A 14,140-nucleotide genomic window follows, 5' to 3' on the forward strand; every position below is an offset into this window, starting at 1 on the left:
CAACAAATAACCATACCGATAACGAAAATGCCGGGAACGGACGACGGATCCGTTTTCGGTATTTTTTGTATGCAGGTTAATCGATGTTTACAACCTCTTTTAAGGGCTGTGTCATTTTTGATGAAAAAGTCCCGGATCCCCGCCAGGCAGGGTTCGATCCGGATACAAGAAACACATATTCCCTCATTTCCCGTTATGGATTATAATCATGCCTTGTGGAAAAAGAAGGATATGGAGGGAGGATTGGATAAATAGAAAACGCTTCCACGGAAAGCAATGACTTAAATCGTCAGAGAGGGATGGCATGATGAAAAAGGATGTATTTTTCCGGCTGTTAAAATATATGAAGAAGTATAAGCTTCTCTATGCCGGGTTAATCGCGACCATGCTGGCTGGAATCACCTTGGATCTGTCCGTGGCATGGTTTTTGTCCCAAATAACAAACGCGGCGGTGAAGTTCGACGTTGACCGTTGGCCGTTACTTGTCGCCATTGGGATCGCCATCATGCTTGGCTGCAGCTTGATTTCATTTTTCGATACATATTTGAAACAAAAAGCTTCAGTAAAAGTCAGGAACGACATCCGTCTGGACACGATGGACCATGCCTTGCGGCTGCATCAGGACTACAACGACCGGATCCATACCGGCGATTTGCTCGCGAGGTTCACGAGCGACAACCAAGCGGTGGGCGAGGCGGCCGGGAACGTGATCATGGGGTTGATCCGAAATCCGCTGCTTGCCACATGCGCCTTTATCTACCTGCTCAATATTCATTGGCCGCTTGCGTTGATCACGATTTGCGTCGGACCGGCGATGATCTTGACGGGTAAAATGTTCGGGGAATCGATGCGCAGGAAAGGGGTCCGCCTGCAGGAGACGATGGGACGAGGAACGTCGTATTTGCAGGATGTGCTGGGATCTGGCGTTTTGTACAAAATTTTCGGCCTGGAAAAAAAGATATCCAAGCAGTACCGGCAATTCAGCACGGAAATCGCGGAAATCGAGCAAAGCCAGGGCAAAACCCAAGGGGCTGCCGCGGCCATGTCGCAGGGGATTGCGCTTGTAACCTTCATGACGGCCATCCTGCTAGCCGGGTATTTCGTCGCCAAAGGCAGCCTGGAAGTCGGCGCGATGCTTGCTTTTATCCAGCTCATGAACTATCTGGTGAATCCGTTTGCTCTTTTGCCGGCTTTATGGTCCAGCATGCAGCAAGCATTGGCAGGGGCGGAGAGGATTTTTCAGGTGATCGACGCCCCCAAAGAGTACGCCGAGCTGCCGGCGGCGAGCCGGGCAAAAACGGCATTCAGCGAGCTTGTTGTGTCCTCTGTCGGATTTTCGTACAAGGAGGGGGCGGAAGAGGTACCGGCGCTGCGCCATATCGGATTTCGGGTGTTCGCGGGACAGACGGTGGCCGTCGTCGGCGGCAGCGGCGGAGGCAAGTCTACCTTGTTCAAACTGCTGCTTGGGTTATATCCTCCCGGATCGGGCAGCATTAGAATCGACGGGAAAGCGCTCGGGGACATCGGCCCCCGGGAATACAGGGATTATTTTTCGCTTGTGCCGCAGGAATCCATTCTGTTCACGGGGACGATCCGGGACAATATTCTGGATGGAAACCCGAATGCGAGCGAGGAGCAAATCATCGCAGCCGCCAAACAGGCCAACGCCTACGATTTCATCATGAAGCTGCCGGAAGGATTCGCTACGGAGATCGGGGAACGGGGCTCGCGGCTCTCCGGCGGACAAAAGCAGCGGATTGCGATCGCCAGGGCGATCTTGCGGGATGCGCCGATCCTGCTTCTCGATGAAGCGACGGCCGCACTGGACAACGAATCCGAAAGATTGGTCCAAGATGCGCTTTCGAAGCTGATGGTCGGCAAAACGACGCTGGTCATTGCCCACCGCTTGTCCACCGTGCAGCATGCGGACCTGATTCTGGTCATGGAAAACGGCGAAATCGTGGAAAACGGGACACATCGCTCCCTGCTGGCGGCAGGCGGAAGATACCAGGAGCTTTATCAAGCGCAGATGAAGAATGAGGCTATTGCAGCCTCTACGTGAACGGGGTCATGCAAACGGCCGATACTTCAACCGTAACGACGACAGCGATTACCATTCCCGGAGGGGATGCCCTGGGTCCCGGAACTCTGATAATCGTCCAGTTCGTCATATCCTGATCCTTTTGACCGCACTACAACATCAATGTATTTCATCGGCTTCTGCCCAACATGTTTTTCATCCTTGAGACCTGCTCCTGCTTTTGGGGCGGGTCTCTTTTTCGCGAAAGGGCACCCCGGGTGGAACAAAAAATTTTAATCGTTCCAGACCCCTATGACATATGGTACAATTTTCAAAAGGCAAGGGTATTTGGACCAAGCGGAATCTTTTGCCGATCGTGGTCATCGTTTGCGGAATGGAACCTATTCGGAACTGCAACGTAGGTATATGGAAAGATGAGGTAAGACGCAATGCAGGATCGGCGTCAAGGGTACATAAACAAAATGGAAGAGAATGGTTCGCAATCACGAAAACCTTCCGCCAAACGGAACAAGCAACTTAAAAATATATTGCCTTTAACAACGCAAAATCACATGGGATAGCCTGAATGTGTTTTCCCGCGTTTGGCGAGGTAGCAAAAGGAGGTAGACGTTGGATCGAATGAAGTACATAAAATTTTTTGGGCTTGTCGCAGGGCTCGTGGTCCTGAACATTCTCGTGCTCTCTCCCGGATTTTTGGGCATTTCGATCGGGGGAAGCGCTCTTTCGACGGCATGCGGGATTACGTTGCTGGTTGCAAGCGCCATCATCCTATTTTATGGATGTTATATGCTGCTGTTCAAGCCTCCGGCCGTCATTCCCGTCAAAAAGATCCGCACGCATGAAGACTATGTGGAGGCGCTCAATCGCTACCGTAACGTCAAATCGCTTCAGGAATTCGTTACGCTGGCCCTCGAGCAATTGGACCGCATCTTGAAAAAAAGAGCCACGCTGATGAATATCATCAACCAGCGGTTTGACGAAGGGGAATTGAGCCACAAAAAGTTTTCGTCCGTCGCCTACGAGGTCGAAAAGCTGTTCTACCTGAACGTCAAAAGCATTTTAAACAGGCTCAGCGTGTTTGACGAGTCGGAATACCTGAGCGTCATGAACCAGCGGCAGTCCAAGTTCTCGCGCGAAATTCTCGAGGAAAAAACGAAGGTGTACAACGAGTACCTGTCTTTCATGAAAAGCTCTTTGAGCACGAACGAGGAAATTTTGCTGAAGCTCGATAAGCTCATCATCGAAATCTCCCGCCTGGACAGTTTTGAACCCGGCGACATCGACAACATGCCGTGCATGCAGGAAATCGACTCGTTAATCAAGCAGACCAAATTATATAAACAGTGAGAGGTGCAATGAATGGCAAGAAGAGGCAAGTTTTTTCTTATTTCCGGTATCATCCTGGTCATCGTTTTTGTGCTGGTTTACGTCGGGGTCAACATGACTTCCAATCTCGGCAAAACCAAACTGCAGGTTTCGGCCGAAGATGCGGCCAAGCGGTTAAACAAGCTTTACTCCAATGTCGCGGTAAAAACCGATACGCCGGTCAAAGGGCAAATCGACCTGAACCCGATCGATATCGGGGATTCGCTTCCGGACATCTCCAAGTTTCCAATCACCGTTAAAAACACGACGGGGGACAACTTCGTCGAAATTTTCTCTTCGATCGAAAAATCGGGCACGGGCGTAGACGGCTGGTTGACCGAAGCGGCTACCGAATTCAACAAAGCCAAAGTCATGGTGAACGGGAAACCGGCCTCCGTCAAAATTCGCAACATCGCGTCGGGCACGGCCGTCGATTACATCAGGTCCAAAAAATACGTTCCGGACGCGTTCACCCCTTCCAACGAGCTATGGGGAGAAATGGTCAAGGCCAGCGGCATCAAGACGCAGCTCGTCTCCAAACGGCTTGTCGGCAACGTCCCGGGCATCGTTTTATCGAGAGCCAAACATGACGCCCTGGTCGAAAAATACGGAGCCGTCAACGTCAAGACCGTCACCGAAGCGATCGCAAACAACGAGTTTTCGATGGGATATACCGATCCGTTCGCCAGTTCGACGGGGTTGAACTTCCTGCTTACCGCGCTTTATACGTTCGACAACAAAAATCTTTTGGGAGAAAAGGCGGTCCAAGGCTTCGAGAGCTTCCAGGCCAACGTGCCGTTTACCGCCTCGACGACGATCCAAATGCGCGACGCGGCCAAATCGGGCATGCTGGACGGCTTCGTTTTGGAAAACCAGACGTTTGTGAATGCCTCCGACCTGAAAGGCGGATACGTATTCACCCCGTTCGGCGTAAGACATGACAGCCCGTTGTACGCCATTGGCGACGTGCCTCAAAACAAACTGAATATCATTAAGAAGTTCGCCGAATTCGTCACGCAGGAAAAATATCAAAAAGAAGCGGAGAAAAAAGGCTTCAACGGCCTCGAAGATTACAAATCCGAGCTTCCCGTGGTCAGCGGCGACGTCCTGATCGCAGCCCAAAAGCTGTGGAAGGAAAAGAAAAACGGCAACAAGCCGATTGCGGCCGTGTTCGTCACCGACGTTTCCGGCAGCATGGCGGGCGAACCTTTGAACCGTTTGAAAGAATCGCTTTTGAAGGGTCAGAAATATTTGGGGAAAGACAACAGCATCGGCCTCGTGTCCTATTCCAGCGACGTCACCATCAATTTGCCGATCGGCAAATACAATACGAATCAGCAGTCGATGTTCGTCGGCGCGGTCCAAGGCCTGCAGGCGAACGGCGGCACGGCAACCTTTGACGGAATCGTCGTCGCGATCAAAATGCTGCAGGATTATTTGGCGGAAAATCCGTCGAGCAAACCGCTCATTTTTGTCCTGAGCGACGGGGAAACGAATGAAGGCCATACGCTGAAAGACGTTAAGGGATTGATCGAAGCCTATAAAATCCCGATCTACACGATCGGATACAACGCCAACATCAAAGCGCTCCAAAGCATCTCGAGCATCAACGAGGCGGCAAGCATCAATGCGGACACCGACGATGTCGTCTACAAAATCGGAAACCTGTTCAACGTTCAAATGTAACGTCATTTAAAGGAGGATTACGATGTCATTTTCGATGGAAGTCGCAAGCCCGGAAGAAATCAAAGCCCTCATTGAGGAAGAGGTCAAACCCGTTCCGGAAGAAGTCGCCAAGCTGAAGGAATTGGCCGATTCCAACGTCGCGGCGATTATGGACCTGGATCTGGATTCGCTCGAGAAGCGGAAGGAGATTTTGCAATCGATCGATACGTTCGGTTTGAATACGATGAGAATGTCTTCGGACAAAAATACGATGCTGCAAGTTTCGGTGGGGAAACTTTCCCAGACGGGAGACGAAGGAGGGCAAGTCGCCAAAGGCTTGGCCGAACTCCACACCCAGCTGAAGGATTTGGACCCGAGCGCGATCGATTTTGCAAAAACGGGTTTTCTCGGCAAGCTGTTCAACCCGCTCCGCGCCTATTTCTTGAAATTCGAAAAAGCGGACAGCGTCATCGGCGATATCGTGGTTTCGCTCGATAAAGGAAAGCAGACCCTCAAAAACGACAATACGACGCTCGAAATCGAGCAGCAGAGCCTGCGGGATTTAACGAAAAAGCTGCAAAAGGAAATCCAGCTCGGCGAAATGATGGATGCTTCCATCGAAGCCCAGATTGAAGCGGCCAAAGCGCGCAATGAAGACCCGGATAAAATCCGTTTCATTACCGAAGAGGTGCTGTTCCCGCTCCGCCAGCGGATCATGGACCTGCAGCAGATGCTGGTCGTGAACCAGCAGGGGATTATGGCGATCGAAGTCGTCATCCGAAACAACAAAGAATTGATCCGCGGGGTAGATCGGGCGAAAACGGTCACGATTTCGGCGCTCAAAATCTCCGTCACCGTTGCCGCAGCGTTATATAACCAGAAAATCGTGCTGAAAAAGATCGAGCTTTTGAACCAAACGACCAACGAGCTGATCGCAAGCACGTCCCGAATGCTTAAAAACCAAGGAGCGGCGATTCAAAAGCAAGCGCTGGAGGCCAGCATTTCGGTTGACACGTTAAAGCAGGCGTTTACGGACGTGTTGTCCGCCTTGGATTCGATCAGCACGTATAAGCAGGAGGCTCTGCCTAAAATGCGCGAAACGATCAATCAATTCCGGGAAATGGCCGATACCGGGGAAAAGCAGATTTCCCGAATGGAGCGGGGCCACAAGCTGGACTTATAATTGAACTGAACTGATCCGACCATAGCCGCTGCATAAAGCGTCTCTAACGCAGTCACCCAAAAAAAAGGATATAAGTCCTCGCCTGGTCGTCCAGGGGAAGGCTTATATCCTTTGCTTTTGCCGCGATCTGCAACCGAAAATTTAACCGGTAAATTCCTGCACCCACTCGTTATTGTAAAAAGCGATGCCGATTTTCGTGAAGCTTTTGTTGAGAATATTGGCTTTATGCCCCGGGCTGTTCATCCAGTCATTCATCACTTGCGTGGGAGTGGTTTGTCCCTTGGCGATGTTTTCCCCGGCCGATTGATAGGTAATCCCGTATTCCTTCATCATGTCGAACGGGGAACCGTGCGTCGGGGAGTTATGATCGAAATAATTGTTATTGTACATGTCCTGCGCTTTGGCCATGGCCATTTTGGAAAGCTCATCGTCCATGCTCAAGGAGCCGAGCCCTGCTTTGGATCTCTCTTTGTTCACCAAATCGAGCACCTGCTGCGCGAACTGGGCGGAATCCTTGCCGCTTGCAGGCGTTTGTGCGCCGGTTCCGGCGGTTCCGTTTCCGGCAGCGCTTCTTCCGGCTTGTCCGTTCGTGCCGTCGATCGGCTCCTGATCCGCCGGTGTGCCGGCAGGCGGCTTGTTCGTTGGTGCGTTAGTCGGTCCCTGATTGACCGGTGCGCCGGCAGGCCCCCGATTTGCGGGCGTACCTCCGGGGGCTTGGTTAGCCGGGCTGCCTGCCGGAGCTTGAATCAAGTCCAGCAGTTCGGAAGTAATCCCGTCCTGCGTTCCTTTTGCAGACAGTTTCCCGATCCGGTCCGTTGACGTCGACGATGCTTGGGTTTTGATTGAAGCAGGGTCCGTCGAACGGGATTGGGAATGGGAATGGGTTGTTATTTTGGCCGGTTGCGGGGTGGCCTGCTTCGTCGAGACGTTGTTGTTCGATGCGCAGCCTGCAGCCAAAATGAGCGCGGCGAGCGCGATGTACTTTACCATAATATGGCCTGAGCCCTATTTTACGAAAGGCGGTCTCGTATTCGGTTTTCGGTTTAAGGGATTTGCATGAACGATTTATAAACGGTAACCAATTTTTCTTTAGGCAAGTCGCTGCTGATCTGAATGATCAGCGTCTGGTGGATGCCTAAGAGCTGGTTGTACACGCCCGGACTATAAAATACTTCCTGACCGCCGAGCGCGATTTTCTCCGTTTCCTTCGGAACGGTGGAAATCGTCGATTGGTACGTTTTTAGATTCATCAGATGGATCCATAACGCGTGCTGCTCCGAATCGGTGTACTTTAACGAAACCTTATCGTATCCTTTTCCCTCTACGGAAGGATTGGATAACGTATAGTTTTCAAAATGATATTTCGAAGGGATTTGGTTCAATTCCGGCAGCGAAAATGATAATTTGGATTTGAGTTCGTCCAAATTAAGGGGTGGACCGATGCTTTCCCGGACTTCGGACCATTCCAAACGGGAGAAGTTGTCCCCGTCGCTGTTTTGTTCGACGTACGTATCCGGTTTTTCGGTTTTTGGCGTCACGAGGCTTGGCGGCACATCGCCGTTTTTGATCACGATTCCGATCATGCCGTTGCCCAAATCCACGACGGATTGAACGATCGGAGACAGAGCTTTGGTGACGCCCGAAGGGCTGAAAAACACGACCCCCGCGATAAACGATGCGGCTACGATGCCGCTAAGCTGCAAACGCCGTCTCTGTTTGCGCTTGCGTTTGACCTGATCGAGTTGCGCTTGAACCTTCTTCCAGGATGCTCGCTTGCTTTCGTCGGACGTTAAGGAAGATGAAGACACTGCGCGGTCAAAGGCAACATCAAACCACTCTTCAAATTTTTCGCTTTTCATCCTTAATCCCCCACTCTTTAAACAGCATTTTCTTAATATTTTCCCGAGCCCTGAATAGACGTTGCTTGACGACATCTTCACTCAGCTCCAGCATACTTGAAATTTCTTTGTAACTCAGTCCCTGTTTCCACCTGTATTCGATCAACACTCTGTATTCGGGCTTCAATTGTTGAAGGTATTCCATGATCGATTCTTCGATCAATTTGGTTTCAACGGTGTTTTCGACCGACATGGGCGACTGGGGAACGTCTTCTTTATACATAAAAACACCTTCAACATCCACTTGGTTACGGTAATTTTTATTTTTTCGCAAATAATTTATCGTCGTATTTTTGGTCACGACCTTGAGCCAGGCTCGAAGTTTGGCTTCGTTTTCGAATACGGGCTTGTTTTTGACCACTTTAATAAAGGCTTCCTGAATGATGTCTTCGGTAGCAGCGTGATCCTTGACAATGTAATATATCATGCCGTATGCAAAATCGTAATACTCGTAATAGATCTCTTCCTGTAAATCCTCACTGATATCGCTGAAGTCCGTCATCGTGAGGAGCCGAATCATTGTGGACATGGTTATCCCCTTCCCGAAAGCCCGTGTTTCAATTTTGAATCCCGTCTTACAATTCCATATATTCATCGGCTATCGGAAACATCCGATCGGCAAGTCTGCCGAAAAGCCGGTTCGCTTGCTGGCAATTCCCCTTCGTGGAGGTTTTTCTTCTATCTATTTTACAATATTTATGTATGCTTAGCCTAATATTTGGCATTGAAATTTTTTGGGAAACAAAAATACAAATATAGGATAATCGTCGTACATAAGCGTTAATGTTTCAAATATATGCGCATTTTCTGGTAAACAGCCTCACATTCCGTTTTTCGGAGGATCGTCGGTGCAGGAGGGGCGTTCGGCATTTTACAGCAGTGCCCTCGCAGACTTACGATTTACGTGCAAACCGTTCATGGTGGGGAGAGAACGCGATGGATGAATACAAAAGAAAAACGCCGGAACAAGTTTTGGAAGAAATCCGAAAGGTTCGGCGAGGCGCATTAAAAATCATGATCGGCGCCGTTAGCGGGAGCGGTAAAACCTACCATATGCTGCGTGAAGGCCAACTATTGAAGGAGCGGGGGATCGATGTCGTCCTATGCGCCGTATCCGCCTTAAACAGGCCGGAAATTGAAAAGCAGTTGGCCGGTTTTGAACGGGTACCCAGCATCCATTGGCTGGACCGCGGCAAGGAGACCAAGGATTTAAATCTTGAAGGATTGCTTGCGCGAAATCCCGAGGTCGTACTGGTGGACGAATTGGCGCATCGGAACCGCAAAGGGGCGCGATTTCCGAACCGGTTAAAGGATATCGAATTTTTGCTTGATCATGGCATCGGCGTGGTCACGACGTTAAACGCATACGAGATCGAAGGCGTCCATGACCTGGCCCGAAAGTGGGCCGGCGTGGAATCCAGGGAAACCGTTCCGATGGGAACGTTGGGGCAGGCGGATGAAATTCGATTGATCGATGTTTCGCCCGAAACGCTGATCGCAAGAATCAAGGAAGGTCAACTGGGGGCGAACGACGATGCCGGTTCGTTGACCCGCAAGGATTTGACCGTGCTGCGCGAATTGTCATTGCGCCTTGTGGCCGAGGGCGTTCAAGCCGAACTCGAGGAACACCGCGAGCAAATGGGGTTGCAGGGGCCGTCGGGCGCGTCGGAAAGGATTTTGGTGTCGGCGCAGTATCACTCGAACGGTTCTCTTTACATCCGCAGGGGGCAACAGATCGCCAAACGTTTAAACGGGGACCTGCTCGTCGTTGTTTTTATGCCTGAAAAACGCAAGTTGACGAAGGAAGCGGCGGCTTTCAAACGTTCCCTGCACAAGATGGCGAAAAAAACGGACGCCGCCGTCGAGGAACGGACGCTGCCTTCATCCAGGCATTTTCCCAAGGCGCTCATTCAATATGCCCTCGAAAAAAACGTGACGCGAATCGTTCTTGGACATTCTAAGAAAAGCCGTTGGCAGGAATTTTGGCACGGCTCCGTCACGGGCGGCATACTGAAGCACGCAAGGGGGATCGATCTGTTTTGGGTGGCCGACCGGACGGCGCATGGAGACTCGCGCATACTTCCTGCCCTCCGTTTTCAGCCGCATCAACAAGAGCGATTTCATAGACTGAGCAATGAAGAGATGGAACGGAAAGTGAACCGCATCCAACGCGGACGGTTGAAAATTTATATCGGAGCAGCCCCGGGCGTCGGCAAAACGTACACGATGCTGCGTGAAGGCAACGAAAGCTTAAGCAGGGGGACGGATGTCCTCATCGGCTGGCTGGAGACCCACGGACGGGCGGCAACGGCGGCCCAAATCGGATTGTTGGAATCGGTGCCCGCATCGGAAATTGCGTATAAAGGCAGGGTGTTAAAGGAAATGGACTTGGATGCCATCCTTGCCCGCAATCCGGAGCTGGCCCTTGTCGACGAGCTCCCGCACACGAACATGCCGGGCAGCCGCAATAAAAAAAGGTACGAGGACGTTCTGATGCTGCTTGAGCATGGCATTTCAGTGATCACGACGATGAACGTGCAGCATTTGGAAAGCCTGAATGATGCGGTGCAGCAGATCACGGGAGTTCGGGTAAGGGAGACCGTTCCGGATTCCATTCTGTCGATGGCCGATGAAGTGGAGCTCATCGACGTCGCTCCCCGGGCGCTGCGCCGGCGGATGAGGGAGGGGAAAATTTACGCAGCGGGCAAGGTTGAACAGGCGCTGGACTCCTTTTTCAAAACCGGGAATCTGATCGCCTTAAGGGAGCTTGCCCTGCGGGAAATCGCCGATGACGTGGACGAACGGCTTGAATCCAGGGAACGCAGCTTTTCCATCCGCGGTCCATGGCGAAAAGAAGAAACGATCTACGTATGCGTTTTTCCCGGAACAAACGGGGAGCGGCTCATTCGGCGCGGTTTTAGAATTGCGTATCGTTTGAAGGCGGCACTTTATGTTGACACCATCCGTATGGGTACCGCTGAAGTCATAACCCCCATGATGGACGACTGCCGCAAGCTCACGGAGCGTTTGGGAGGAACATATGGCGTGTTGGAAGCCGAAGCATGGCGGGTTATTCCCCGGATCGCGATGGAAAAAGCATCCGGCCTCCAAGCGACGCAAATCATCGCCGGACAGGACGGATCGCCCGGATCCAAGCAACGCAGGCGCAAAGCCGTCCGGGAACTGCTCCGTTTGGCCAGGGACATTGACGTGCTTCTGGTAGGAAGCCCGGAGCCTCCGGCTTGATTCAACGATTTATCGCAGCTAGCGTTTCCGAAGGCCTCTGAAGCATGGTATATTAAGTAAAGGATGAAATCTATCCTTAGTATGCTAAATATCTTTTCATGGATGAAGAGGAGGCAATCATGGAGACACAACATTCGGCCTATGTAGGCGATTTTCAAGGCGAACGGGCGGTTTGGCTGAAACATGGACCGTACGAAGCGGCGCTGCTCCCGGAGCTTGGGGGCAATCTGATTTTGTTCCGCGACGTCGAAAAGGGATTCAAGTATCTGCGAGAGCCTGAAGAAGGCGAAATGGAAGATTTCAAGGCTAATCCGGGCATTTACGGCATTCCGGTCCTGATTCCGCCAAACCGGTATGACGGCGGTAAATTTGCCTGGGAAGGCAAGGAGTACCGGCTGCCGGTCAACGAAACCGACCGCGGCAACCATCTGCATGGTTATATGCATACGATCCCTTGGAGGGTTGAATACATAAAGGGCGACGAGTACGAAAGCGTGGTGGTCATCTCGCAGAAAGTGGGCGAAGGCCATCTTTACAAGCAGTATTTCCCGTTCGATTTTACGGTGACGCTTCGATATACCTTAAATGCCGAGGGTTTGCACCAGAAGGTGACGATCGTCAACGACGGCAAGGAAAACATGCCGAATTTGCTGGCGTTCCATACGGCGATCAACGCGCCTTTCGTGCCGGGAAGCAAAGCTTCGGATTATACGTTCAAAGTGACGATCGGGGAGCGCCGGGAAATGGACGAGCGGATGCTGCCGACGGGACGGTTCCAGCCGCTTAGCGCCGAGGAAGAGTTAATGAAGACCGAAGGCGTCAGCCCTTACTTTGCCGAGATGGACAACCATTACACGGCTAGCCCGCAAAACGGCCGCAACCGCATGGAGCTGACCGACAACAGGACCGGGGACGTTTTGGTATACGATGTCGGAACTTCTTACAAGCATTGGATGATTTGGAACAACGGCGCCTCCGGCAAGTTTTTCTGTCCGGAACCGCAAACCAATCTGGTCAATGCGCCGAATATCACGGGGTTGCCTGCGGAGGAAATCGGACTTTTCGGACTCCAGCCGGGCGAACGATGGGAAGAAACCAGCTCGTTTTATGCTTTGAAACGTTAAAACTTAAGCCTGAATACCGTAACGTGGCATAAAAAACCGCCTTTCCGTCATCGGAAAGGCGGTCATGCAATCGTTAATATATAGCGGACGTCACTCGGCTAAATGAAACCCGCAGCTCCGGCAAAATTTATCCGTCGAACCTGCCGCCTCCCCGCATCTTGGGCAATAGGAAGTTTTTTCGGCCTGAACGGCGGACGGTTGGAGCACGATGGTTTGGAACTGCTGACCGCAAAACGGACAATAGGACGCGTCGGCCGGCAGCATCTTTCCGCATCCGCATTCCTTCAGGTTTTGGAGCTGCTGGATTTTGCGGTTGAGCTCTTCGATTTCCTGCTCGAGGTTCACGATGGCCTCGCGATATTTTTGGTATTCCGCATTGGGAACGAAGCTGGTTTGATCTTCAAGGGAACGGTAGACGATCCGTCCGATCTCCGTATAGTTTTTTTCGATTTCCTTTTCTTTGGATGCTACCTGAAACTTCAATGTCGTGGATTCCACGGTTTGCTGAGCTTTTTTGCCTGCATCCGATACACCCTGTTTGAGTTTGTTTAAAAAGTTGGACATAACGGGGTTTCTCCTCCTTCATCCGCTTGGCGTATCCATATGGATCGTCATCTCATAGACTCCGGCTTCATATCTTTACCGACCTCTCGCTTATGGATACCTTGGTAGTATAGTTTATGGCTTTGCTTTGGATTATAGAATGCATTCGTATGCCTAGGGACTTTCTTATGGCATTATACCCGAGACCCGTGAAATAGGGAAATAAAAAATGGAAGGGAATGGGACTGGGCTGTCGGAATGTTTTTTTCGCTAGGCAGGGAAGCAAGGGTGATCGGCCCGGAAAAACTTCGGGCGGACATCCGTCAACGGGCGGAAGATCTTCGAAAATATTATGATGACCAGGAAGAAGGAGAGCTGACCCATGGATGAGAAGATGCAGACCGGTACGATGGTGAATAACTACGATGAAGCCGTAAAATTAATCGAGGAACTTGGGATATTGCCGCTCGCGTCCTTGATACCGGACTATCCGTCGCTCGAGAGCGTGACGCCGCAAACGAGCTGGCACAGCGACACGGAGCAGGATCCGTGGAAATGGCGGGTTCGTTTTCCCGCGGAAGGAAAAGCAGCCTACGGCAAGTTCATGAAGAAAAAAGCGGTTTTGGTCTCGCCCGACTGGTTTCCGCTCGTGTTTAACGCTTTGCGTTTAGGTCCAAGCGCCGAAGCTTGCTATCGAGACGGATTGCTGTCCCAAGCGGCGTGGGAGCTGTACCGGCTCATCGAAATCGAGCAGGGGATCGATACCCGGGCGCTGCGCGAGCGGGCGTTCATGAAGGCGAAGGAAGACAAAAAAGCTTTCGACCGGGCGGTCGTGGAGCTGCAGGACGCCTTGTTCATCGTCATCTCCGGCGTACAAGCGAAAGTGAATGCGGACGGGGAGAAAAACGGGTGGAACAGCACCGCCTATGAAACGACGACGCATTGGATGAACCAAAACGGGATCGCAGAAAGCAGGTTATCGCAAAAGGAATCCCGTGCCGAGCTTATCCGCAGGTTGCAGGTGAGATGCAGCGGCAAAGCGCTGGCGTTTTTCGAAAAAATATTCCGTGCATGA

Annotated in this window: 13 protein-coding genes and 1 pseudogene; 10 read left to right on the top strand and 4 right to left on the bottom strand. The window is 51.6% G+C overall.

The annotated features are described in order from the left end of the window. Nucleotides 1-304 precede the first annotated feature (304 nt). The 5 genes and pseudogenes from KI367_RS16870 to KI367_RS16890 all read left to right on the top strand — a co-directional run bounded on the left by KI367_RS16870 (nucleotide 305) and on the right by KI367_RS16890 (nucleotide 6,254). Nucleotides 305-2,062, top strand: a complete 1,758-nt coding sequence (locus KI367_RS16870) for an ABC transporter ATP-binding protein (RefSeq protein WP_212951062.1) — start codon at nucleotides 305-307, stop codon at nucleotides 2,060-2,062. Then, nucleotides 2,044-2,178 (top strand): annotated as a pseudogene (locus tag KI367_RS16875) (DUF4183 domain-containing protein); the annotation flags it as partial. The gene KI367_RS16870 and the pseudogene KI367_RS16875, both read left to right, overlap by 19 nt. A 481-nt stretch (nucleotides 2,179-2,659) precedes the next feature. Beyond that, complete coding sequence (locus KI367_RS16880) at nucleotides 2,660-3,388, top strand: PDDEXK family nuclease (protein WP_212951090.1); 729 nt, start codon at nucleotides 2,660-2,662, stop codon at nucleotides 3,386-3,388. Nucleotides 3,389-3,400: 12 nt separating this feature from the next. Then, nucleotides 3,401-5,092, top strand: coding sequence for a vWA domain-containing protein (locus KI367_RS16885; protein ID WP_212951064.1), 1,692 nt, complete (start codon nucleotides 3,401-3,403; stop codon nucleotides 5,090-5,092). Nucleotides 5,093-5,114: 22 nt separating this feature from the next. After that, the gene (locus KI367_RS16890; RefSeq protein ID WP_212951066.1) at nucleotides 5,115-6,254 is read left to right on the top strand and encodes a toxic anion resistance protein; all 1,140 of its coding nucleotides are present in this window, start codon (nucleotides 5,115-5,117) and stop codon (nucleotides 6,252-6,254) included. 141 nt (nucleotides 6,255-6,395) lie between these two features. Here KI367_RS16890 and KI367_RS16895 read toward each other — a convergent pair whose 3' ends face one another. From KI367_RS16895 to KI367_RS16905, 3 genes are read right to left on the bottom strand one after another with little or no spacing between them, the layout of a single operon-like run. After that, nucleotides 6,396-7,244: a CAP domain-containing protein gene (locus KI367_RS16895; RefSeq protein ID WP_212951068.1), complete on the bottom strand. Its 849-nt coding sequence runs from the start codon at nucleotides 7,242-7,244 to the stop codon at nucleotides 6,396-6,398. Between the two features lie 53 nt (nucleotides 7,245-7,297). Beyond that, on the bottom strand, nucleotides 7,298-8,113 hold the full coding sequence (locus tag KI367_RS16900) for a hypothetical protein (RefSeq protein WP_212951069.1): 816 nt from the start codon (nucleotides 8,111-8,113) through the stop codon (nucleotides 7,298-7,300). Beyond that, nucleotides 8,094-8,681, bottom strand: a complete 588-nt coding sequence (locus KI367_RS16905) for an RNA polymerase sigma factor (RefSeq protein WP_036712100.1) — start codon at nucleotides 8,679-8,681, stop codon at nucleotides 8,094-8,096. The genes KI367_RS16900 and KI367_RS16905 overlap by 20 nt, the downstream gene beginning before the upstream one ends. Between KI367_RS16905 and KI367_RS16910 the strand changes: the two genes are divergently transcribed. From KI367_RS16910 to KI367_RS16920, 3 genes are all read left to right on the top strand, one after another. Continuing rightward, on the top strand, nucleotides 8,674-8,862 hold the full coding sequence (locus KI367_RS16910; protein ID WP_036712103.1) for a hypothetical protein: 189 nt from the start codon (nucleotides 8,674-8,676) through the stop codon (nucleotides 8,860-8,862). The two genes, KI367_RS16905 and KI367_RS16910, sit on opposite strands and share 8 nt — an antisense overlap. A gap of 226 nt (nucleotides 8,863-9,088) precedes the next feature. Continuing rightward, complete coding sequence (locus KI367_RS16915) at nucleotides 9,089-11,398, top strand: histidine kinase (protein WP_212951071.1); 2,310 nt, start codon at nucleotides 9,089-9,091, stop codon at nucleotides 11,396-11,398. A gap of 119 nt (nucleotides 11,399-11,517) precedes the next feature. After that, a complete protein-coding gene (locus tag KI367_RS16920; protein WP_212951072.1) occupies nucleotides 11,518-12,522 on the top strand; it encodes an aldose 1-epimerase in 1,005 nt (334 codons plus the stop codon). A gap of 90 nt (nucleotides 12,523-12,612) precedes the next feature. On the opposite strand, the gene KI367_RS16925 is transcribed toward KI367_RS16920, so the two are convergent. Next, nucleotides 12,613-13,086, bottom strand: a complete 474-nt coding sequence (locus tag KI367_RS16925) for a zinc ribbon domain-containing protein (RefSeq protein ID WP_052147119.1) — start codon at nucleotides 13,084-13,086, stop codon at nucleotides 12,613-12,615. A 201-nt stretch (nucleotides 13,087-13,287) separates the two neighbouring features. Between KI367_RS16925 and KI367_RS27645 the strand changes: the two genes are divergently transcribed. Together KI367_RS27645 and KI367_RS16930 are read left to right on the top strand one after the other, a co-directional pair. Beyond that, nucleotides 13,288-13,455 carry a WCX domain-containing protein gene (locus KI367_RS27645; protein WP_373316240.1) on the top strand — a complete coding sequence of 56 codons (168 nt, stop codon included), beginning with the start codon at nucleotides 13,288-13,290 and terminating at the stop codon, nucleotides 13,453-13,455. Next, complete coding sequence (locus KI367_RS16930; protein ID WP_246537026.1) at nucleotides 13,448-14,140, top strand: AlkZ-related protein; 693 nt, start codon at nucleotides 13,448-13,450, stop codon at nucleotides 14,138-14,140. Before KI367_RS27645 ends, KI367_RS16930 begins: the two co-directional genes overlap by 8 nt.

It is taken from the genome of Paenibacillus cookii, from assembly GCF_018333375.1.
Taxonomy (GTDB): Bacteria; Bacillota; Bacilli; order Paenibacillales; family Paenibacillaceae; genus Paenibacillus_AQ; species Paenibacillus_AQ cookii.

What these genes read in the sequence shown, in the direction of transcription:
- KI367_RS16870 (WP_212951062.1), top strand. Translation starts at nt 305, where the DNA reads ATGATGAAAAAGGATGTATTTTTCCGGCTGTTAAAATATATGAAGAAG.
- KI367_RS16880 (WP_212951090.1), top strand. Translation starts at nt 2,660, where the DNA reads ATGAAGTACATAAAATTTTTTGGGCTTGTCGCAGGGCTCGTGGTCCTG.
- KI367_RS16885 (WP_212951064.1), top strand. Translation starts at nt 3,401, where the DNA reads ATGGCAAGAAGAGGCAAGTTTTTTCTTATTTCCGGTATCATCCTGGTC.
- KI367_RS16890 (WP_212951066.1), top strand. Translation starts at nt 5,115, where the DNA reads ATGTCATTTTCGATGGAAGTCGCAAGCCCGGAAGAAATCAAAGCCCTC.
- KI367_RS16895 (WP_212951068.1), bottom strand. Translation starts at nt 7,244, where the DNA reads ATGGTAAAGTACATCGCGCTCGCCGCGCTCATTTTGGCTGCAGGCTGC.
- KI367_RS16900 (WP_212951069.1), bottom strand. Translation starts at nt 8,113, where the DNA reads ATGAAAAGCGAAAAATTTGAAGAGTGGTTTGATGTTGCCTTTGACCGC.
- KI367_RS16905 (WP_036712100.1), bottom strand. Translation starts at nt 8,681, where the DNA reads ATGTCCACAATGATTCGGCTCCTCACGATGACGGACTTCAGCGATATC.
- KI367_RS16915 (WP_212951071.1), top strand. Translation starts at nt 9,089, where the DNA reads ATGGATGAATACAAAAGAAAAACGCCGGAACAAGTTTTGGAAGAAATC.
- KI367_RS16920 (WP_212951072.1), top strand. Translation starts at nt 11,518, where the DNA reads ATGGAGACACAACATTCGGCCTATGTAGGCGATTTTCAAGGCGAACGG.
- KI367_RS16925 (WP_052147119.1), bottom strand. Translation starts at nt 13,086, where the DNA reads ATGTCCAACTTTTTAAACAAACTCAAACAGGGTGTATCGGATGCAGGC.
- KI367_RS16930 (WP_246537026.1), top strand. Translation starts at nt 13,448, where the DNA reads ATGGATGAGAAGATGCAGACCGGTACGATGGTGAATAACTACGATGAA.